The sequence below is a fragment of the Paraburkholderia sacchari genome, from assembly GCF_000785435.2.
GTDB lineage: Bacteria > Pseudomonadota > Gammaproteobacteria > Burkholderiales > Burkholderiaceae > Paraburkholderia > Paraburkholderia sacchari.
The window spans coordinates 121035-142141 of the sequence record NZ_JTDB02000001.1 but is presented as its reverse complement, the minus strand read 5'-3'; the positions used below and the strand labels follow the sequence as shown (position 1 = coordinate 142141).

Sequence of the window (21107 nt, the reverse complement as noted above, 5' to 3'; positions counted from 1 at the left end):
CGAATGGCCATCTTAACGCAGCCGCGCTGGCACGCGAGCCGTCGATTGGCAAGTCCATTCATCATTTCGTCATATATAAACGCCGATAATGCCCCCCGAATAAATTGGCCTCACGTGTCACGAGTCGCGCAGTCATAGCGCGTCCGGCACGGTGCAAGGCCCGGGGATTTCGACATGACCATTCGCCACCGCATCACGCTACTCATCGTGCTGATGTTCGTCGCGTTGTCCGCCATTGGCGGCTACGCGGTCTATCAGACGCGCCGCAGCGCCACCGACGTCCATCAGGTCACGCAGGGCGTCGTGCCCAGCGCGCTGGCTTCCGCCGATCTCGTTTCGCTCTTGAAAGACGTGCAGCTCGCGACGATGACGCTCGTCTACGCGCCCGACGCGACCACTGCCCAACTGGCGCAGGACGAACTCAGGAAAAAGAAGGCCGCGCTGGGCGCCGCGCTCGACGTGCAGCGCCAGGCCGCCGCGAGCCATGCGCAGGACGGGCTCGTCGCGCAGGCGCGCGAAAGCCTCGCGAACTACTTCAACGCCATCGAAGAAACGGCGAACATGAAGGCCGCGGGCAAGGGCGAACTCGCGCAGGCGTATCTCTTCGCGAACGTCGCGCAGTATCGCGACGAACTCGAAGGCATCGTCACCACGCTGCGCGTGGAGAAAAATCGCCAGAAGGACGCGGCCATCCAGGCGCTCAACGGCATGCTCGACACCACCACGAGCGCCATTGCGGGCGTCACGGGCGGCGCGGTGCTGCTGCTCACTCTGATTGGCGCGCTGTTGTATCGGCAGATCACGCGGCCGCTTTCGCGCATGCAGGAAATGATGAGCGAGATTGCGTCGAGCCAGGATTTCACGCGCCGCGTGCCCGTGGGGCGCATGGACGAGATCGGCCGCTCGATCGTCGCGTTCAACGGCATGATCGAGAAGATTCAGCACAACTCCGCGCAACTCGAGCGCAAGACCGCCGACATTCAGGCGATGTTGCAGAACATGCAGCAAGGCATTCTCACGGTCGTGGAAGGCGCGAGCGTGCACGACGAGTATTCGGCCTATCTCGAAGCGATTTTCGAAACGCGCGAGATCGCGGGGCGCGCGCTCATGGATCTCGTGTTCTCGCACACGAATCTCGACGCCGATACGCTGGCGCAGATCGACGCCGCCGTGCACGCGTGCATCGGCGAGGACGACGTGAATTTCGCGTTCAACCAGCATCTGCTCGTGAACGAAATCACGCGTACCATGCCCGATGGCCGCAAGAAGGTGCTCGACCTGAGCTGGTCCGCGATCACCGACGAACGCGATGTGGTCGTGCGCCTCATGCTGTGCGTGCGCGACGTTACCGAGCTGCGCGAACTGGCGGCGCAGGCCGACGAGCAGAAGCGCCGCCTGCAGATGATCGGCGAAATTCTTTCGGTAAGCGAAGAGAAGTTTCATCGCTTCGTGGAGAGCTCGAAGGGCTTTATCCACGAGAACGAGCGCATCATTCGCCAACACGATTGCGCCAACATGGACGCGGTTGCCGCGCTGTTCCGCAACATGCACACGGTGAAGGGCAACGCGCGCACCTACAGCCTCCAGCATCTCACGGGCGTCGTGCACGAAGTGGAGCAGCGTTACGACGCGCTGCGCCGTTCAGATGCGAGCCACGCATGGGACCAGCAGGCGCTCATCGACGATCTGCAGCGCGTGCGCGAGGCCGTCGACCATTACGCGACGCTCAACGAAGTGAGCCTCGGGCGCGGTGCGGGCGGGCGCGGCGGGAACGGGGCTGCGGGCGGCATCGGGCGCGAGCAGATCGATGCGAGCTTGCGCGTGCTGGACAGCGCGAACGAACACGACCTCGATTCGCTGCGCGCGATGCGCACGGAGTTGCGTCGGGTGCTGGGCCGCATCGGCACGCAGAGCGTGGAGCAAGCGCTCGCCGGCGTGCTCGAATCGCTGCCTTCGCTGGCGCAGGAACTGGGCAAGGTTGCGCCGCACGTCTGCATCGACGATGGCGGCTACCGGCTGCATTACGATGCAGCCGGCACCGTGAGCGATGTCTTCACGCATTTGCTGCGCAATTCGCTCGATCACGGCATCGAGATGCCGGCGCAGCGCCGCGCGCAGGGAAAGGACGAGGCGGGGCGCATCGACATCGCGTTGAGCGTCGCCGATGGCGCGCTGCGCATGGCGCTCTCCGACGATGGCCGGGGGCTTGCGCTCGCGCGCGTTCGCGCCGTCGCCGTGGAGCGTGGGTGGCTCGACTCCGGCGAGCAAGTCAGCGACGAGACCGTGGCGGCGTTCATCTTCCGGGCGGGTTTTTCCACGGCGCATAGCGTGACCGAGGTGTCGGGGCGCGGCGTGGGCATGGATGCGGTCCGCGATTTTCTGGAGCGCAAGGGCGGACGCATCGAACTGCGCTTCACCGACAACCGGCAAGGCGCCGATTATCGGCACTTCGAAACACTTGTATATTTGCCGCTGGCCTGCGCCGTCGCGTGTGCGGGCGAGCAGGCCGCATCGCACGAAGCCTTGCTGGCGTAACAGGAGGCACCGTGCTTTTACCGTATCTGATGGGCGGGGCTGCGGGCCTCGCGTTGGCGGCGCTGTGCGCGGCGGGACTTCAGTGGCGCGCGCGCGCGCAGTGGCGCGATGCCGAACGACTGGAGCGCACCCGGCATGAAGACGCGCTTGCGCAGGTCGAGGCGCGCGTGCGCGCGGCACAGGAAAGCGCCGTGCAGGAGCATGAGGCGCTGGCCGAGCAGATCGAGTCGCTGCGTGCGGACCTCGCCCAACGCAAGTGGGTGAACGAAGCGATGGAAGCGGCGCTCGAGGGCGAGCGCGCGCGCAGCGCCGAAGCGCGGCAGCGCACCGAACGCATCGCGGCGGAGACCGTTCGCCTGAAGCAAATGTCGACGGTCTTCGAGCGCTGGCACGAGCAAATGATCTCGCTGATGGCGCAGAACCGCGACATGCACGAGAAGAATCAGGTGCTCTCGTCGATCGTGAGCCATGTGCTGATCGTCTCGCTGAATGCCTCCATCGAGGCGGCGCGCGCTGGGGCGGCGGGCCGGGGTTTTTCGATCGTCGCGGGCGAGGTGCGCGCGCTCGCCACGCGTTCGCAGGAGCTTTCCAGGAGCTACCGCGAGAGCCTGCACCGCAACGACCTTGTCACGACCGCCACGTTCCAGGACATTCAGGCGGGCGGCAAGATGATCGCGGCCTCGCTTGCGAGCGTGGAGTCGCTTGCGCAACAGTTGCACGCCCAGCTCCAGGAAGCGACCGACGAGGTGCCCGCATGATCGGCCCGCAGGCGCAGGAAAGCTTCGAGCAGATTTTCTTCGCGGCGGCGCGCACGCGCCTCGTGACAGATCCCCTGCACGCGTGTGAGATCACTGCGGCGCCGGGCGAGCATGCGCGCGGCGAACATGCGGTGCTGCTCACGATATCGTCGATGCAGTTTCGCCTGCTGCTGCTTCTGCATATCAAGGATGACGAAGCAACGCGCGCATACTACCTGGGCGGCGCGCAAGGCGCGCTGGCGGATGCGTTCATGGAGTTCGGCAATCTGTGCTGCGGGGCGATGAACCAGCATCTGCTCGAGCATTTCCAGGACCTCGGCATGTCCACGCCCTACGCGCTCGACAGCCAGTGCCTGCAGCATCTGCGAGAACTGAAGCCCGATTACGTGAAGTCCTATGCGCTCACGATCGACGGCGCCGTGCAGTTGGGGGCGACGCTATGCGTCTGCACCCATTCGCCGCTCGATTTCGTGACTGCCCGGGACCAGTTGAGCGCGGCGCACGAGAGCGCGGGCGAACTCGAACTGTTTTGAAACACTCATGCACAGCGCGCCGCTCGGGCGCAAAGGAAAACAACAAGATGGCGAAGATTCTGGTGGTGGACGATTCCGGCACGGTGCGCGACGAAGTCGCGGGCTTCCTGCGCAAGAACGGCCTGGACGTGGATACGGCGGTGGACGGCAAGGACGGCCTCGCCAAGCTGCGCGCGAATCCGGCCGTGAAGCTCGTGGTGAGCGACGTGAACATGCCGAACATGGACGGCCTCACGATGGTCGAGAAGATCCGCGGCGAACTGGGCAACGCCGCGGTCAATGTCGTGATGCTGACGACCGAAAGCAGCCCGGCCATGAAGGAACGCGGCAAGGCTGCGGGCGTGCGCGGCTGGATCGTGAAGCCGTTCAAGGGCGATGCGGTGCTGGAAACGTTCCGCAAGCTGGCGGGCTGAAGCCGCGCGAGGCGCGCGGCGATCACGCCACAAGCGCGCCGCAAGCGCGCCACAAGCGCGCCGCAATCACGCCGCGAGTGCGCTCGCCTTCGCCGGGCTCAGCAACACCGGAATCGACTTCGAAGTGGGCGTGCCCGCGCCATCGGCCACCGATGCAAGCGGCACGAGCGGATTCGTCTCCGGATAGTACGCGCCGAGGCACCCGCGCGGAATGTCGTACTCCACGAGCAGGAAGTCCTCGACGTGGCGTTCCACGCCGTCGTCCCATACGCTCGTGATGTCCACGCGCTGGCCCGGCTCGTAGCCGAGCATCGTCATGTCCTCGCGGTTCGCGAACAGCACGCGGCGCTGCCCATAGACGCCGCGATAGCGGTCGTCGAGACCATAAATCGTGGTGTTGTACTGGTCGTGCGAGCGCGTGGTCATCAGCGTCATCAATCGCTGGCCGTGCGCGGCGCGGGCGCGATGGATGGGCGTGTCGAGCGCAATCGCGTGCACCACGAACTGCGCCTTGCCGCTTTCGGTCATCCAGACGCGATCGCGCGAGGCCACGCCCAGATGGAAGCCGCCGGGCTGCTTCAGGCGCTCGTTGTAGTTCTCGAAGCCGTCCAGGACCTTTTCGATACCGTCGCGGATCTTCGAATAATCGGCGGCCAGACCGAGCCAGTCCACTTTCTCGCTGCCTAGCGTGGCCTGCGCCATGCGCGCGACGATGGCGATTTCCGAGAGCAGGTTCTGCGAAGCGGGCCGGTTCATGCCGTACGAGATGTGCACCATGCTCATCGAATCTTCCACGCTCACGCCTTGCGGCACGCCGTTCTGCATGTCGATTTCAGTGCGGCCGAGCGTGGGCAGAATCAGCGCGTCCTTGCCGTGCACGAGATGGCTGCGGTTGAGCTTCGTGGTCACGTGTACCGTGAGCGCGCACGAGCGCATCGCGTCCCACGTGCGCGGCGTGTCGGGCGTGGCGATCGAAAAATTGCCGCCCAGGCCGATGAACACCTTCACGCGGCCTTCGAGCATCGCGTGGATCGTTTCCACCACGTCGTAGCCGTGCTCGCGCGGCGGCTCGAAATCGTAGGCCGCGCCGAGGCGGTCGAGAAACGCCTGGGTGGGCTTCTCCTCGATGCCTACCGTGCGATCGCCCTGTACGTTCGAATGGCCGCGCACCGGGCACAGGCCCGCGCCGCGCCGCCCGATGTTCCCGCGCATCATCATGAGGTTCGAGAGCAGCTGCACGGTCGCGAGCGAGTTCTTGTGCTGCGTGATGCCCATGCCCCAGGTCGCGATGGTGGCACGGCCCTTCGCGTAGATGTCGGCGAGCTTGAACACCTCGTCGAGCGGCACGCCCGACTCGGCGACGATGGTGTCCCACGATTCGGCGCGCAGGTCGGCCGCGAAGACTTCGAAGCCAACGGTATGTTCGGCGAGGAAACCCACGTCGAGCACGCGCTTCGTGCCGCGTTTTGCACCCATCGCGCGAGCGGCGTCGTCGAGTTCGAGCGTGCGCTTGGCCACGCCCTTGATGAGCGCGAAGTCGCCGCCCACGCGCGGGCGGATGAACACCGAGCTGATCTGCACGCCCGAAGGCGAGAGCATGTCGAGCGTGTGCTGCGGGCTCGCGAAGCGTTCGAGGCCGCGTTCCTTGAGCGGGTTGATCGAGACGATGGTGGCGCCGCGCTTTGCGCAGTCGCGCAGCTCGCCCAGCATGCGCGGGTGATTGGTGGCGGGATTCTGGCCGAAGATCAGCAGCGTGTCGGCATGCTCGAAGTCGTCGAGCGTGACCGTGCCCTTGCCGATGCCCACCGTGCCCGGCAGACCGCGGCTGGTGGCTTCGTGGCACATGTTCGAGCAGTCGGGGAAGTTGTTGGTGCCGTACATGCGCACGAACAGCTGATAGAGGAACGCGGCTTCGTTGCTCGCCCGGCCCGAGGTGTAGAAGGCCGCGCGGTTCGGGTCGTCGAGCGCGTTGAGGTGCTTCGCGATGAGCCGGAACGCATCGTCCCAGGCGATCGGCACGTAGCGGTCCTGGTTCGCGTCGTAGACGAGCGGATCGGTCAGGCGGCCATGCTGTTCGAGTTCGTAGTCGGACTGCGCCATCAGCTCGGTCACGGTGTGCTCCGCGAAGAGCTGCGGCGTCGCGCGCTTGCTGGTGGCCTCGGCGGCCACGGCCTTCACGCCGTTCTCGCAGAACTCGAAGGTGGAGGCGTGCTCGCGGTCGGGCCACGCGCAGCCGGGGCAGTCGAAGCCGTTGGGCTGGTTCTGCTTGAGCAGGGTCCGGTAATTGCCGCCCGTCACCTTCTCCTTGATGAGATTGATGGCGACTTGCTTGAGCGCTCCCCAGCCGGCGGCGGGATGGTGGTAGGGCTCGATGCGGGGTTGCGGCTTTTTCATGGTGCGTCTGGCTCGGATCTGGCTGGGGCGGTGCGGGTGCATGGCCCGATGTGCGAAGCGTACTGTGTTCCTGTGTGCGCGGTGATCACAGAAAAACGAAAAGGCAAGGGGTACAGTTGCGGCGATTTGTCATAGACTCTCGGAATCGTCCGCCTCGCGCCAACTGCCGTCCGTGACCGCTCCGTCCACCGTTCCCCGCTACGAACATCTCGCCGACGACATCGAAGCCGCCGTGCGCCGCGGCGTGTTCGCCGCGGGCGAGCGCATTCCTTCGGTGCGGCGGGCGAGTGTTCAGCACGGCGTGAGCATCAAGACCGTGGTGCACGCCTATGCGTTGCTGGAGAGCCGCGGCGTGATCGAATCGCGGCCGCAGTCGGGGTTCTTCGTGAAGGCGCGGCCCGTGGCGCGCGACGGGTCGCTTGCGCGCACAGGTGAGGGGGCCGCGCATGGGGCCGCTCAGCGATCGTCTCCGGCCGCGAAGGGGCGCCGCGCGGGGGCGCAGAAGATGCCGATGGAACCCGCGCCCAACGCCGCGCCCGCGCCGGTGGATGTGAGCCGCCTCGTGCTCTCCACGCTGCGCAGCATCGTCGCGCAGGACGCGGTGCCGCTCGGCTCGCCGTATCCGGACCCGGCGCTGTTTCCGTGGCGGCGCATCAACCAGTACGCGAATGCGATTGCGCGGCGCCACGTGAGCTGGAACCTGATCGACGACCTGCCGCCCGGCAACCCCGAGCTGATCCGGCAGATCGCGCGCCGCTACGCGGAGAACGGCGCGGACGTGGATCCCGACGAAATCGTCGTCACGGTAGGCGCGACCGAGGCCATCAACCTGAGCCTGCAGGCGGTGGCGAAGCCGGGCGACACTGTGGCGGTCGAGTCGCCCACTTACTACGCGATGCTGCACGCGATCGAGCGCCTCGGCATGCGCGCGATCGAAGTGAGCACGCATCCCGACACCGGCATCGACCTCGATGCGCTCGAGCGCGTGCTCGAGCGCAAGAAGGTGGCCGCGTGCATGGTGATGCCGAATTTCCAGAATCCGCTGGGCTTTCGCATGCCCGAGGCGAACCTGCGGCGGCTCGTGGCGCTGGCCGAGGCGCACGACTTGCCCGTGATCGAGAACGACGTGTATCAGGAGCTTTATTTCGGGCCCACGCGGCCACTGTCGCTCAAGCAGTTTGACTCGCGCGGGCTCGTGCTGCATTGCGCGTCGTTTTCAAAAAGTCTTTCGGCATCCTACAGGATTGGCTGGGCGCTGCCGGGGCGCTATCGCGCGCAGGTGGAAAAGCTCAAGTTCCTCAATACGCTCACGACGCCTTCGGTGCCGCAGGTCGCGCTCGCCGACTATCTGCGCCACGATGGCTACGACCGCCACCTGCGCCGGCTGCGCCGCTTCTATCGCGAGCAGGCGCGGCTCATGCGTGCGATGATCGAGCGGTTCTTTCCCTCCGGCACGCGCACCACCGACCCGCAGGGCGGCTACGTGCTGTGGGTCGAGCTGCCGCCGCGCGTGGATTCGATGCGGCTGTATCGCGCCGCGCTGGCGCAGGGCATCACGATCGGGCCGGGTTACATGTTTTCGATGCGCAACGACTTTCACCACTATATTCGGTTGAACTACAGTTATCCGTGGACCGCGCAGACCGAGGCGGCGTTGAAGACACTCGGCGAGCTGGTCGCGCGCATGGCATGAGGAGACGCTATGAACGACGCAAGCGACGAAGGTGATGAACGCGGTAAAGAAAGCGGCGACGAAATCGATCCCGCGCTGGTAGCCATCCTCGAGCAACTGTGGCGCGCGCACTGCGAAACGCCCGGGCGCGCGTGGTCGCTCGCGAAGCTCTCGAAACAGGCCGGCGTGCCGATGAGCGGTTTGCGTCGCCATCTGACCGGCCTTGTGGACGGCGGCCTGGTCGTGACGACGCTGTCCGAGGACGGCACCGGCAGCGCGAGCCTCTCCGAGGACGGCCGCGCGTTTTGCGCGGAAGTATTCGGCGCGGCTGAGCCGTGACGCGCGGCTTCACGCCGCCGCGCTGAATCGTTTTTTACTCCATTCGCCATCATTGGCGCTCACGCCATGGACTATATCGACACCCTGCGAATCTTTCGTTCCGTGGTCGAGGCGCGCAACTTCACGCGCGCCGCGGACATGCACGGGATCGCCACGCCCGCTGTCTCTCGCGCGATCGCGCGGCTGGAAAAGCGTCTGGGCAGCCGGCTCTTTCATCGCACCACGCGCGCGGTTTCGCTCACCGAAGCCGCCGAGCGCTTCTACGACGGCTGCTGCCGCGTGCTCGACGATCTCGATGCGCTGGAGGCCGGCGCGACCGAGCAAACGCGCGAAGCCAACGGCGTGCTGCGCCTCGTTGCGCACACCTCGGCCTCGGTGCACCGGCTCGTACCGCTCATTTCCGGCTTCAAGCGTGCGCATCCCAACGTGACGCTCGACGTGATGCTGACCGAGCGCCCCGTCGATCTGGTCGCGGATGGCTACGATCTCGGGCTCGTGCTGCCGTTCATGCTCAATAGCGAAGGCACGGTGACGAAGCTGCTCGAGCGCATTCCGCTCGCGCTCGTCACCACGCCCGGGTACCTCGCGGCACACTCGACGCCGCGCCATCCCTCGGACCTCGAAGCGCACACCTTCGTGCCGATGCCGCCTTCGCTGCGCAAGCCAGCGCTCACGTTCCGAGATGGCGGGAAGGAGGTGACCGTGCGCATGAAGTATGAAATCGCCTCGAACAACTCGGACTTCAATCAGGCGATGGTGCTGGAGGGATTCGGCATCGGCATCCTGCCGCTCGCGCTCGTGCGGCCCGACGTGGCGGCGGGGCGGCTCGTCACGCTGCTCGACGATTTTCCGATCGTCGACTCGCAGATCGAGATCCGCCTCGCCTATGCGTCGCGCACGCTGCTGCCCGCGAAAGTACGCGCGTTCATCGACCACGCCACCGAGTTCTTCGGCGGCGCGGCGCAGTAGCGCGGTTGACCTCGCAGCGCATCGGCGCCGCCTACGTTGCTTTCAGCGGACGCGCTGCTTCATCGGCGCTCATCGGCTCTCCTCCGCGCAGCGGCAAATTCTCGCAAATACCAGCGTTGCGATCCGGCGCGTGGTGGCATGATGAAGCCTGCTCCATTCGACGCATAGCCGCCGGCTTACATGAAACGACATCGACTGCCTTTGCCGCATTTCATGCGCGACCCGTCGCATCCGGCGTGGCGCGATCTCGCGCTCACGTCGCTGCCGATCGCGCTGTTCTGCGTCGCGGTGGTCGCGGTGTTCGTGTGGCTCGTCGACCCCTCGCCGCCGCGCACCATCACCATCAGCGCGGGGCCGCGCGACAGCTCGTTCATGCAGATGGCGCAGGCATACGGCAAGATCCTCGCGCGCAACGGCGTCACGCTCAGGGTGCTGGAGTCGGACGGCTCGGTGCAGAACCTGCAGCGCCTGCTCGATCCCAAGTCGAAGGTCGATCTCGCGTTCGTGCAGGGCGGCGTGGCCGACGGGTTCGACACGCGCTCGCTCGTCTCGCTCGGCAGCGTGGCGTATCTGCCCATCGTGGTGTTTTATCGCGGCTCGGGGCTCACGCAACTTTCCCAACTCGATGGCAAGCGCATTGCCATCGGCCGCGTGGGCAGCGGCACGCGCGAGCTCTCGCTGAAACTGCTGGCCGCGAACGACATGGAGCCGGGCGGCGACTCCACCTTCCTGCCGCTCGACGGCATGGAAGCCGCCACCGCGCTGGTCTCGAACCGCGTGGACGCGGCCATGCTGAGCGGCGACTCCACCACGCGCGAACTCATGCAGCGCCTGCTCGGCATACCCGGCATTTCGGTGATGAGCTTCGACGAATCGGCGGCCTATACGCGGCTCTTTCCGTATCTGGAGAGCATCGACCTGCCGCCTGGCGTGCTCGATTTGCGCCGCCGCATGCCGCCGCAAACCGTGCATCTGATTGGGCCGACTGTAGAGATCGCCGCTCGCAACACGCTGCATCCGGCCATCTCGGACCTCATCGTCGAAGCCGCGGGCGAGGTCAACGGCGTACCTGGGCTGCTGCAGCGCGCGGGCGAATTTCCGAGCCCCGTCGCGCATGACTTCCGTATCAGCGAAGACGCCACCCGCTACTACAAGTCGGGCAAAAGTTTTCTCTATCGCACGCTGCCGTTCTGGCTCGCGAGCGTGGCCGACCGCCTGCTCGTGCTGCTGCTGCCGCTTGCCGTGCTGGTGTTTCCGGCGCTGCGGGCCATCCCCGCGCTGTATAGATGGCGCGTGCGCTCGCGCATTTACCGCTACTACGGCGCGCTCATCGCGATCGAGCGCGATGCGCTCAAGCATTCGAGCGACGAAGAGCGGCGCGAGCTCATTGCGGAGCTCGACGAGATCGAGCGCGCGCTCAATACGCTGCGCATGCCGCTCGCCTATGCCGATGCGTTCTACGTGCTGCGCGAGCACATAGGCTTCGTGCGCATGCATCTGGCGCCCGGAGCCCGGCCGTCCGAAGGCGCGGGGCGTTGAGCGAAAAGGGGGATTCCCGGTTGCCGGAATTATTCCCGGATTCATGTCATTCAATGTAATTGATTCAATTCCGGAAACGGATCGTTCGCCGACGAACTCGTGGTTGACACAATGAGTCATACCTCTATATTTTTGATCGCCAGTGCGTCACGGGATGTCGCATTAAAAATCAAAATCGCGGTGCCTCGATTAAGATTTCAATCCGCACCGCAGGCAGGTTCTCCATTTCGGGCACCTGAAAGAGTTATCCGCAACGAGGAGGAACGATTCGTGAAATCGTCCGGTGTACGCCAGCGCGCTGTCTGGCTCATGTGCGCCGCGCTCGCGGCCGCACCGCTGTTCGTCGGCCCGACCGGTCCGGCGGCCGCCATCGCGCAACAAAGCGCAGCGCAACATTTGTCGAACCAGCAACTCGACTCGCTCACGGCGCCCGTCGCGCTTTATCCCGACGCGCTGCTCGCACAGGTGCTCATGGCTGCCACGTTTCCGGCAGACGTGCAGGCCGCCGCCGCGTGGTCCAGAGCCAACCCCAACCTCAAGGGCGACGACGCCGTGAAGGCCGTCTCCTCGCAGCCGTGGGACCCGAGCGTGCAGTCGCTCGTGGCCTTCCCGCAGGTGCTCGCCACCATGGATTCCAAGCCTGACTGGGTCGAGCAGATCGGCAGCGCGTTCCTCGCGCAGCCCGGCGACGTGATGGACTCCGTGCAGCGTCTGCGCTTGCAGGCGCAACAAGCGGGCAACCTCAAGACCACCGAGCAGCAGAAGGTGATCGTGCAGCCGGCCTCGGGCACGTCGACCACGCAAACCATCGTGATCGAGCCCGCCAATCCGGAAGTGGTGTACGTGCCCACGTATAACCCCACCGTGGTGTACGGCACGTGGCCGTACCCTGCCTATCCGCCCGTGTACATGCCGCCGCCTCCGGGCTACGCGATCGCCACGGGTTTCATGACGGGGCTGGCGTTCGGCGCGGGCATTGCGGTGGCGAACTCGCTGTGGGGCGGCTTCGGCTGGGGCTCGCACGATGTCAATATCAACGTGAACCGCTACAACAATATCAACGTCAACAACCGCATCAACACGAACAACCGCACGGCCAACTGGAACCGCAACAACAACGTCGAGCGCCGCAACCAGAACTTCAATGGGCAGCGCAACAACTTCAACGGCGGCCAGCGCAACAACCAGTTCCGCGGCTATGACCAGTCGCGTTCGCAGGCCATGCAAACCCTGCAGAACCGCACCGGGCAGAACATGAGCGGCAGTGCGAGCCAGCGTCTGCAAGGCATTCAGCAAGGCGGCCGGCCCAATGGCAATGGCAGCCATGGCAACCTCTCGGGGGCCACGCGCAATGGCAACGGCAATCTTTCGGGCGCCACGCGCAATGGCAGCCGCGGCAATTTCTCGGGCGCCACGCAAAACGCCAATCGCGCCGACCTCGCCAACCGTTCGCAGAACGCGAATCGCAGCAATGCGCTGCGCGGCGCCGGCGACGGCAATGCGGCTCGCGCCGACATGCAGCGCGGCCAGCAAAGCCGGCAGTCGTTCCAGAGCCGGGGCGGCGGTGGCGGCTTCAACGGCGGCGGCGCGCACAACTTTGGCGGTGGTGGCGCACACAACTTTGGCGGCGGAGGCGGCGGTGGCCGGCTTGGCGGTGGTGGTGGCGGACACTTCCGTCGTTGAATCTCTATAGGAGTCTTGCGATGATCCGCAAACACGCACGCCTTCCGTCGCAACATGCATCGCGCAACGCAAGGCCTGCCGGGCTCGCCCGGCTCACCGCGGCAGTGGCGTTCGCGCTGTTCGCCGCGCCCGCTCTGCTGGCCCTGCCCGGCGCAGGCGCGGCTTCGGCGCAGGCCGTCTACGCCACGCCCGACGCGGCGGCAGAGGCATTCAGCAACGCGCTGGCCACCAATGACCAGGACGCGATGAAGCACGTGCTCGGCAACAATTTCGAGCAGTTCATCCCCACGAAGGATATCGGCGAGGAAGACATCGACGACTTCCTGGGCGCGTGGTCGAAGGGCCATCAGATCGTGCCGGACGCCACGCCCGTGGCCGGCAAGGCGAGCGCTCACCTGGCCGTGGGCGACAGCGGCTGGACGCTGCCCATCCCGATCGTGCAGAACGCCAGCGGCTGGCGCTTCGATCCGCGCGAGGGCACGAGCGAAATGCTCACGCGGCGCATCGGCCGCAATGAGCGCGCCGCCATGCTCAGCTCGCTTGCCTATGTCGACGCGCAGAACGACTACCGCAAGCTCATGGAGCACTATGCGCAGCGCCTCGTGAGCACGCCCGGCACGCATGACGGCCTTTACTGGCCCGTCGAGCAGGGCGAGCAAGAAAGCCCGCTCGGCCCGCTGGCCGAAGTCATGATGCGCGACTCGAAGGTCACGCCGCAGGAGGGTTATCACGGCTACCACTTCCGCATTCTCACGGCGCAGGGCGCCCATGCGGAGGGCGGGGCGCGCAGCTATATGGCGAACGGTCAGCTGGCCAACGGCTTCGCGCTCGTGGCGTGGCCGGCGCAATATGGCAAGACGGGTGTGATGAGCTTTATCGTTAATCAGGACGGCAAGCTTTATCAAAAGGATCTTGGGCCCAACGGCGCGCGCACGGCCGCCGCACTCAAGAGCTTCGATCCCGATGCGTCCTGGCAGCCCGCCACGCCTTGATCTGACGTTGCCTGGCGGCGCTGGCGCGCGCTGCCTGGCCAGTTGCATGAGCACGTGCCGCGTGCCTGCTCCGGAGCGGGCACGCGGCATGCTGCAAACTTCTGCACGCTCTCATTCGTGTAGGGGAAACGACATGCAACGACGCACCTTCATGCTTTCAACCGCCGCCGCGCTCGGCGGTTTCGCGCTTGCGGGCTGTACCACCACGCCGGGTGGCACCTCGAACGCCGCGACCAATATGTCGAAGCGCCAGTCTATCGACGCGAGCGTCGACAACACCATGGCGAAGCTCTATTCCACCGTGCGAGGGTCGCATGAACTCGTCGCGAAGTCGCGTGGCGTGCTCGTGTTCCCGTCGGTGCTGCAGGCCGGTTTCATCGTCGGCGCGCAGTACGGCGAGGGCGCGCTGCGCGTGGGCGGCGCCACAACGGGCTACTACAACACGGTTTCCGGATCGCTGGGCTTGCAGGCCGGTGCGCAGTCGAAGGCCATCATTTTCTGCTTCATGACCCAGGACGCGCTCGCGAAATTCCGCGCGACGGACGGTTGGGCAGCGGGCGCCGACGCCTCGGTTGCGCTCGTCACGGTAGGGGCGAATGGCGCGGTCGATACCAACACGGCTACGCATCCGGTCGAAGTGTTCGTCTTGACCAACGCGGGCTTGATGGCCGACGTCTCGCTCGAGGGAACCAAGGTCACGCGCCTGAATATCTAACTGCTTGATCCGAGGTTATAGCCGTCGCGCAATTCGCCATTGAGTTCCTGTTTTTGTTTGGAGAAACTGCCGGAACGAGAACGAACGAGAACTTCGGGACATGCGGATCTGTGTGCTGGGCGGCGGCGTGATTGGCGTGACGACGGCGTATTTTCTCGCCCGTGACGGACATCAGGTGACGCTGGTGGAGCGTCACGCGGAGGTGGCGCGCGAAACCAGTCACGCCAATGGCGGCCAACTGAGCTATAGCTATGTGGCGCCGCTCGCGGATCCTTCGGTGCTGCCGAAGCTGCCGCAATGGCTGTTTTCGCGCGAAGCCGCGCTGCGTTTCGCGCCGCGCCTGGACCCGCGCCAGTGGCGCTGGTGCCTCGCGTTTCTGCGCGCCTGCACGCGCGCGCGCAGCCGTGCCACCACGGCGGAACTACTCGGCCTCGGCTTTTTGAGCCAGCGGCTCATGCATGAGATCGTCGCGCGCGAGGCGTTCGCGTTCGACTACGTGCGCAATGGCAAGCTCGTGGTGTATCGCGACCGCGACGCCTTCGAAGGCGCGCGCGGCCAGGCGCGCTATCAGGCGCAGCTCGGCTGCGAGCAGCATGCGCTCGACGGCGCGGCGTGCGTCGCGCTCGAGCCCGCGCTCGCGCACATCGGCGCCGAGATTGCGGGCGGCATTCACACGCCGGGCGAGGAAGCCGGCGATTGCGACAGCTTCACGCGCGGTCTTGCGCGCGCGGCCCAACGCGACGGCGTGGATTTTCGTCTTGCCACCGAATTCTCCGGACTCCGTACCGAAGGCCTGCGCGTGCAGGCGGCCGCGACCTCGGCGGGAGATATCGAAGCGGATGCGTTCGTAGTGTGCCTGGGCTTTCAGAGCCAGCCGATGCTGGCCTCGCTCGGCGTGAACGTGCCGGTGTATCCGCTCAAGGGATACAGCCTCACGCTGCCCAATGCGAGCGCGCGGGGCGCGCCGCGCGTCTCGGTCACGGATGCGCATCACAAGGTGGTGTACGCGCCGCTGGGCGAGCGCTTGCGCATCGCGGGCATGGTCGATCTCACGGGCATGAGCGCGCACGCGGACCACGAGCGCATCGCGTTGCTCGCGCGCCAGGCGCGCGAGACCTTTCCCGAAGCCGGCGACTACGGCGCGATCCAGACGTGGACCGGCATGCGTCCCGCCACGCCCGACAGCAAACCGCTGATTGGCGCCACGCATTTCCGCAATCTATGGATGAATACCGGACATGGCGCGCTGGGCTTCACGCTCGCGTGCGGGAGCGCCCAATTGATGGCCGACTTGCTCGCGGAGCGCGAACTGGCGCTCGATGGCGACGCATTCGCGCCGGGCCGCTGAGCTACAACGGGGCACCACAGAACAGCACGGAGCACCACGAACCACGCATTCACTGCGAGGCCACTTCTTTACTTTGACGAGTTGGGAGACGAGCACGATGAACAAAATCAAACTGATCGCGTCGATGGCGCTGGCACTTGCGACGCTCACGACGCTCGCGGGCGCGGCCCACGCCGATGAACTCACGGGCACGCTCAAGAAGGTCCGCGACAGCGGCGTGATCGTGCTCGGCACGCGCGAGTCGTCGATTCCGTTCTCCTACTATGACCAGAACCAGAACGTGATTGGCTATTCGCAGGAAATCGCGCTGAAGATCGTCGATGCGGTAAAGCAGAAGATCAATATGCCGAACCTGCGGGTGAAGTCGATTCCGATCACCTCGCAAAACCGCATCCCGCTCGTGCAGAACGGCACCATCGACATCGAATGCGGCTCGACCACGAATACGTTCGAGCGCCAGAATCAGGCCGCGTTTTCCAACAGTATTTTCCTTTACGGCATTCGCTTCATCACGCGCAAGGATTCGGGCGTGAAGGACTTCCCCGATCTCGCGGGCAAGACGGTCGCGACCACGGCGGGCACGTCTGACGAGCGGCTGCTGCGCAAGATGAACGAAGAGAAGCACATGAACATGACGATCATCAGCGCGAAGGACCACGCCGAATCGTTCCTCAACGTGACGACGGGGCGCGCGGTGGCGTTCGTGATGGACGAACCGCTGCTCTATGGCGAGCGCGCGAAGGCGAAGAACCCGGGTGATTATGTGGTTGTGGGCACGCCACCCGTTTCGGAGAACTATGCGTGCATGTTCCGCCGCGACGATCCGCAATTCAAGGCGCTCGTGGACGACACGGTCGCGAAGATGCAAACCTCGGGAGACATGGCGAAGCTTTACGCGAAGTGGTTCACGCAGCCGATCCCGCCCAACGGCATGAACCTCGAATATCCGCCTTCGCAGCAGATGAAGGAGCTGTTCGCGCATCCGAACGACAAGGCGCTCGATTGATGCGTAATTGAAGCGCCAAAAGAAAATGACGCATCCCGCGAGGGAGTGCGTCATTGTCATTGCATGCGGCCAAACCGAAGGCGCACGCCGCTGTACTGAATATTCGTTGGTAGGCTCGATTGGATTCGAACCAACGACCCCCACCATGTCAAGGTGGTGCTCTAACCAACTGAGCTACGAGCCTGTTGAGAGCGCGAATTATAGAGACACTCCCGCAGGCTTGCAAGCGCTTTTCGCAAATTGTTGAAAACGGCTTGCGGACACCGCAATGACGAGCGGCGTACACTGAACAGCGCCAGGGCGGCCCCGCAAACGGGAATGCCTGCCAGCCGGAATGTTCAACCACATTCATCAGGGGCGTCATGAAGAAACTCGTCAATCACCCTTCCGACGTCGTGCGCGAAATGCTCGAAGGCATCGCGCTGCAGGCACCGAATGTCGTTATCCTCGGCGAGGAGAACGTGCTCATTCGCCGCGACATTCCCGAATTCCATACGCGCCCGGTCGCGCTGATCTCGGGCGGCGGCAGCGGCCACGAGCCCGCGCACGGCGGCTATGTGGGCGCGGGCATGCTGAGCGCGGCCGTATGCGGCGAGGTGTTCACCTCGCCGCCCACCGACGCGGTGCTCGCGGCAATCCGCGCCACGGCGGGCCAGCGGGGCGCGCTGCTGATCGTCAAGAACTACACCGGCGACCGGCTCAACTTCGGCCTTGCGGCCGAACTGGCGCGCGCCGAGGGCATCCCGGTCGAAGTGGTGACGGTCGCCGACGACGTCGCGCTGCGCGGCCACGCCGAGCGCCATCAGCGGCGCGGCATTGCCGGTACCGTGCTGATCCACAAGATCGCGGGCGCGGCGGCCGCACGCGGCGCGCCGCTCGAAGTGGTGGCGGCGATCGCGCGCGACGCGGCCGCCAATCTCGGCACCATGGGCGTCGCGTTAGACGGCTGCACGTTGCCGGGCGCAGGGGCGTCCAGCTTCAGCCTCGGCGACGACGAAATCGAAATCGGCCTGGGCATTCATGGCGAAAAAGGCGTGGAGCGAAGCGTGCCGCTGCCGGCCGACGAACTCACCGAGGCGCTGCTCGTCAATATCCTCGACGATCTCGCCATCACGCGAGGCGAACGTGTCGTGCTGCTCGTCAACGGCTTGGGGGCCACGCCGCGGATGGAGCTCGATATCGTGCTGCGGGCGGCCATCGCTAACCTGCGCTGCCGCGAAGTGCGTGTGGAGCGCGCATGGGCCGGCACCTTCCTTTCGGCGCTGAACATGCCGGGCTGCTCGATCTCGCTGCTGCGCGTGGACGACAGCCGGCTCGCATTGCTCGATGCGCATACCGACGCGCACGCCTGGCCTGGCAAGGGCTGTGTGAACCCGACCATCCGGCTCGACACCTCGGGTGTCAATCATGAGGAATCCGTAGCACCATCGCTGGACGCTTCGCGCGCGGCGTGGGCGGCGCGGCTGAAGGCGGCGCTCGATGCGGTTGCGCTGGCGTTGACCGAGAACGAGGCGCGCCTGACCGAACTCGACACGCTCGCGGGCGACGGCGATTTGGGCGCGAGCATGCGGCGCGCCGCCGACGCGGTGGCCGCCATGCCGGTCCATGCGCTCGGCACCGCGCCGCAGGCGCTGGCGTCGCTCGGCGAGAGCATGCGCCGGGCGATTGCGGGCAGCTCGGGGCCGTTCTACTCCACGGCGCTGCTGCGCGCGTCGCGTCACCTCGCCGATACGCCGGAGCCCACGCCGTACGAGTGGGCGCAGGCTTTCCGCGGCGCGATCGAGGCGATCAGCGAATTGGGCGGCGCGAAGGCCGGCGACCGCACGATGCTCGACGCGCTGGTTCCGGCCCTGGAGGCATTCGAAGAAGCGCTTAAGCAGGGTCAGACGGCGCAGCGCGCCTGGGCGGCCGCAGTGGCTGCCGCGGAGCATGGCGCGCAGGCCACGGCACATATGCACCCGCGCGTGGGCCGCGCGAGCTATCTGGGCGAGCGGGCGATCGGCTCGCCCGATGCCGGCGCGGTGGCGGTGGTGTGCTGGCTGGCGGCGTTGCGTCCGCACGTGGGCGGGAACGCGTGAAGGCTTGAAGGGCTTGCCCGGACTGCCTTGAGGCTCTTGGCGCAGGACCGGAATTCCGCGCGCTCATTCCTGAAATAGTGACCGCGAAAAGCCCTGCAGATTCGGTGTCCGGAGCGTTCGCGCCGCTCCGGGCGGCGACTGCTATAAAATCGCGGTCAAATTACCCGCCACACTCGTTAAAAAGAAGTCAGAATTTTTATGGATTCGGATCCGCATCGCGCTTCAGAGCGTCTTTCCAGCTCTGGAGACTCAACGTCGTCAACTCCCTCCTTGCACCGCAGTCTCAAAGCCCGCCACCTGACCATGATCGCGATCGGTGGATCGATCGGCACTGGTCTGTTCGTCGCTTCAGGGGCCTCCATTTCCCAGGCCGGACCCGGCGGCGCCATGGCCGCGTATCTGGTGATCGGCCTGATGGTCTATTTCCTGATGACGAGCCTCGGCGAAATGGCCGCCTTCATGCCGGTCTCGGGCTCGTTCGCGACCTATGGCGCGAAATTCGTCGACGAAGGTTTCGGCTTCGCACTGGGCTGGAACTATTGGTACAACTGGGCCGTGACCATTGCCGTCGAACTGGTTGCGTCGCAACTGGTGATGGGCTACTGGTTTCCCCACGTGCCGGGCGTCTGGTGGAGCGCCGCATTCCTCTGTGTGATGTTCCTGCTCAACGCGCTTTCCGTGCGCGGTTTCGGCGAGGTCGAATACTGGTTCTCGCTGATCAAGGTGATTACCGTGATCGCCTTTATCGGCATCGGACTGCTGATGATTATCGGCATCCTGAAGGGAGGCGCCGACCACGTCTGGGGCAACTTCACGCTCGACGGCGGACCGTTCACGGGCGGCCTGCCGGCCTTGCTGGGCGTCACCATGATCGCGGGCTTCTCGTTTCAGGGCACCGAACTGATTGGCGTGGCGGCCGGCGAATCGGAGAACCCGGGCAAGAATATCCCGCGCGCGGTGCGCCAGGTATTCTGGCGCATTTTGCTGTTTTACGTGCTCGCCATTTTCGTGATCGGCTTGCTGATTCCGCATACCGACCCGAACCTGCTGAAATCGGACGTGACCGATATTGGCGTGAGCCCGTTTACGCTCGTGTTTCGCCGCGCGGGTCTCGCGGTTGCAGCGGGCGTCATGAACGCAGTCATTCTGACCGCCGTGTTGTCGGCCGGCAATTCGGGCATGTATGCATCCACGCGCATGCTCTATAACCTCGCCGTGGAGGGCCGTGCGCCCAGGCTGTTCGCGAAGCTTTCCGCGAGCGGCGTGCCGAGGAATGCGCTGTATGCCACCACGGCTGTTGGGGCGCTGTGTTTTCTTTCGTCGATGTACGGCGATAAAACCGTTTACATGTGGCTGCTGAACACCTCGGGCATGACGGGGTTCATTGCTTGGCTGGGCATTGCCGTCAGCCATTATCGATTCCGCAAGGGGTTCGTCGCGCAAGGCTATTTGCTCGATCAACTGCCGTACCGGTCGAAGTGGTTTCCCATCGGGCCGATTTTCGCGTTCGCGGTCTGTCTGGTTGTCATGCTCGGGCAGGACTACCAGGCGTTCACGGCCAACAAGATCGATTGGGTGAGCGTGCTGGCCACGTATATCGGGATTCCGCTGTTTGTGCTGATGTGGCTTGGTTATCGGATCGTGAAGAAGAGCCATTTCATCAATTACGGGGAAATGGATATCAAGCTTTATATCGGGCAAGCGCGTGCATTGGCGCAGGCGAGCAATGAAGGCGTGGTTAGAGCCGGCCACGAAGCGTAAAAACGGAGGGGAAGCCCTCCGTTTTTTTCGCAGATTTCTGGGGAAGGGCGCTGATCGACCCACTGCCGCCATTCAACCGGCCGCGAACCGGACGGCGGCTTTCAAGGCATAACGGCCCCACGTTTTTTCATGCTTCCGATGGGCTTTCAATATGAAACGCCGTAGCGCACCGACGTGCACCGCCGCGATTCGTGTTAAAGCAAAGTAAGCGCGGCGTCTCGAGAATCGACGGCCGGTGTGCAGCATGATTGAGGTATGGGACACGCGCGAGCGTCGCTACGCGACGACAGGATGACCTCCCATGCCATAGCCGGCGCATAGGTGCGCCCTTTAACCTCGCCTCTGGCCGGAGAGTGGTGAATGCTACGGACG

Annotated in this window: 15 protein-coding genes, 1 tRNA gene and 1 pseudogene; 15 read left to right on the top strand and 2 right to left on the bottom strand. The window is 65.1% G+C overall.

Annotation, left to right across the window (positions count from 1 at the left end; genetic code table 11):
• The first annotated feature begins 174 nt into the window (after positions 1 to 174).
• The 4 genes from NH14_RS00585 to NH14_RS00570 are packed head-to-tail and all read left to right on the top strand — an operon-like array spanning position 175 to position 4239.
• The gene (locus NH14_RS00585; RefSeq protein ID WP_035530097.1) at positions 175 to 2535 is read left to right on the top strand and encodes a HAMP domain-containing protein; all 2361 of its coding nucleotides are present in this window, start codon (positions 175 to 177) and stop codon (positions 2533 to 2535) included.
• 11 nt (positions 2536 to 2546) lie between these two features.
• Entirely contained in the window at positions 2547 to 3293 is a 747-nt protein-coding gene (locus tag NH14_RS00580; protein WP_035530098.1) for a methyl-accepting chemotaxis protein, read from the top strand.
• Entirely contained in the window at positions 3290 to 3826 is a 537-nt protein-coding gene (locus NH14_RS00575) for a hypothetical protein (protein WP_035530100.1), read from the top strand. Before NH14_RS00580 ends, NH14_RS00575 begins: the two co-directional genes overlap by 4 nt.
• Before the next feature lie 47 nt (positions 3827 to 3873).
• A complete protein-coding gene (locus tag NH14_RS00570; protein WP_035530102.1) occupies positions 3874 to 4239 on the top strand; it encodes a response regulator in 366 nt (121 codons plus the stop codon).
• Positions 4240 to 4305: 66 nt separating this feature from the next.
• Here the strand turns inward: NH14_RS00570 and NH14_RS00565 are convergent, their stop codons facing one another.
• Positions 4306 to 6633, bottom strand: a complete 2328-nt coding sequence (locus tag NH14_RS00565) for an FdhF/YdeP family oxidoreductase (protein WP_035530103.1) — start codon at positions 6631 to 6633, stop codon at positions 4306 to 4308.
• Positions 6634 to 6805: 172 nt separating this feature from the next.
• On the opposite strand from NH14_RS00565, the gene NH14_RS00560 reads away from it, so the two are divergent.
• From NH14_RS00560 to NH14_RS00520, 9 genes and pseudogenes are all read left to right on the top strand, one after another.
• Positions 6806 to 8326, top strand: coding sequence for an aminotransferase-like domain-containing protein (locus NH14_RS00560; RefSeq protein WP_035530105.1), 1521 nt, complete (start codon positions 6806 to 6808; stop codon positions 8324 to 8326).
• A gap of 9 nt (positions 8327 to 8335) precedes the next feature.
• Positions 8336 to 8644 (top strand): helix-turn-helix domain-containing protein, encoded by a 309-nt coding sequence (locus NH14_RS00555; RefSeq protein WP_052148263.1) that lies wholly within the window; start codon positions 8336 to 8338, stop codon positions 8642 to 8644.
• Positions 8645 to 8710: 66 nt separating this feature from the next.
• Positions 8711 to 9613, top strand: coding sequence for a LysR family transcriptional regulator (locus tag NH14_RS00550; protein WP_035530106.1), 903 nt, complete (start codon positions 8711 to 8713; stop codon positions 9611 to 9613).
• A gap of 180 nt (positions 9614 to 9793) precedes the next feature.
• Entirely contained in the window at positions 9794 to 11152 is a 1359-nt protein-coding gene (locus NH14_RS00545; protein ID WP_035530107.1) for a TAXI family TRAP transporter solute-binding subunit, read from the top strand.
• Positions 11153 to 11422: 270 nt separating this feature from the next.
• Positions 11423 to 12835, top strand: coding sequence for a DUF3300 domain-containing protein (locus NH14_RS00540; protein ID WP_035530109.1), 1413 nt, complete (start codon positions 11423 to 11425; stop codon positions 12833 to 12835).
• Positions 12836 to 12855: 20 nt separating this feature from the next.
• A complete protein-coding gene (locus NH14_RS00535; protein ID WP_035530111.1) occupies positions 12856 to 13827 on the top strand; it encodes a DUF2950 domain-containing protein in 972 nt (323 codons plus the stop codon).
• 133 nt (positions 13828 to 13960) lie between these two features.
• Positions 13961 to 14542, top strand: a complete 582-nt coding sequence (locus NH14_RS00530; protein WP_035530114.1) for a BPSL1445 family SYLF domain-containing lipoprotein — start codon at positions 13961 to 13963, stop codon at positions 14540 to 14542.
• A 91-nt stretch (positions 14543 to 14633) separates the two neighbouring features.
• Positions 14634 to 15890, top strand: a pseudogene (locus NH14_RS00525) (D-amino acid dehydrogenase); the annotation flags it as partial.
• 124 nt (positions 15891 to 16014) lie between these two features.
• Positions 16015 to 16896 carry a glutamate/aspartate ABC transporter substrate-binding protein gene (locus NH14_RS00520; RefSeq protein WP_407947122.1) on the top strand — a complete coding sequence of 294 codons (882 nt, stop codon included), beginning with the start codon at positions 16015 to 16017 and terminating at the stop codon, positions 16894 to 16896.
• A 107-nt stretch (positions 16897 to 17003) separates the two neighbouring features.
• Here NH14_RS00520 and NH14_RS00515 read toward each other — a convergent pair.
• Positions 17004 to 17080: transfer RNA gene (locus NH14_RS00515), tRNA-Val, on the bottom strand.
• Between the two features lie 178 nt (positions 17081 to 17258).
• Here NH14_RS00515 and NH14_RS00510 point away from each other — a divergent pair.
• Positions 17259 to 18974 (top strand): dihydroxyacetone kinase family protein, encoded by a 1716-nt coding sequence (locus NH14_RS00510; RefSeq protein ID WP_035530120.1) that lies wholly within the window; start codon positions 17259 to 17261, stop codon positions 18972 to 18974.
• Positions 18975 to 19172: 198 nt separating this feature from the next.
• The gene (locus tag NH14_RS00505) at positions 19173 to 20735 is read left to right on the top strand and encodes an amino acid permease (protein WP_035530123.1); all 1563 of its coding nucleotides are present in this window, start codon (positions 19173 to 19175) and stop codon (positions 20733 to 20735) included.
• Positions 20736 to 21107 lie beyond the last annotated feature (372 nt).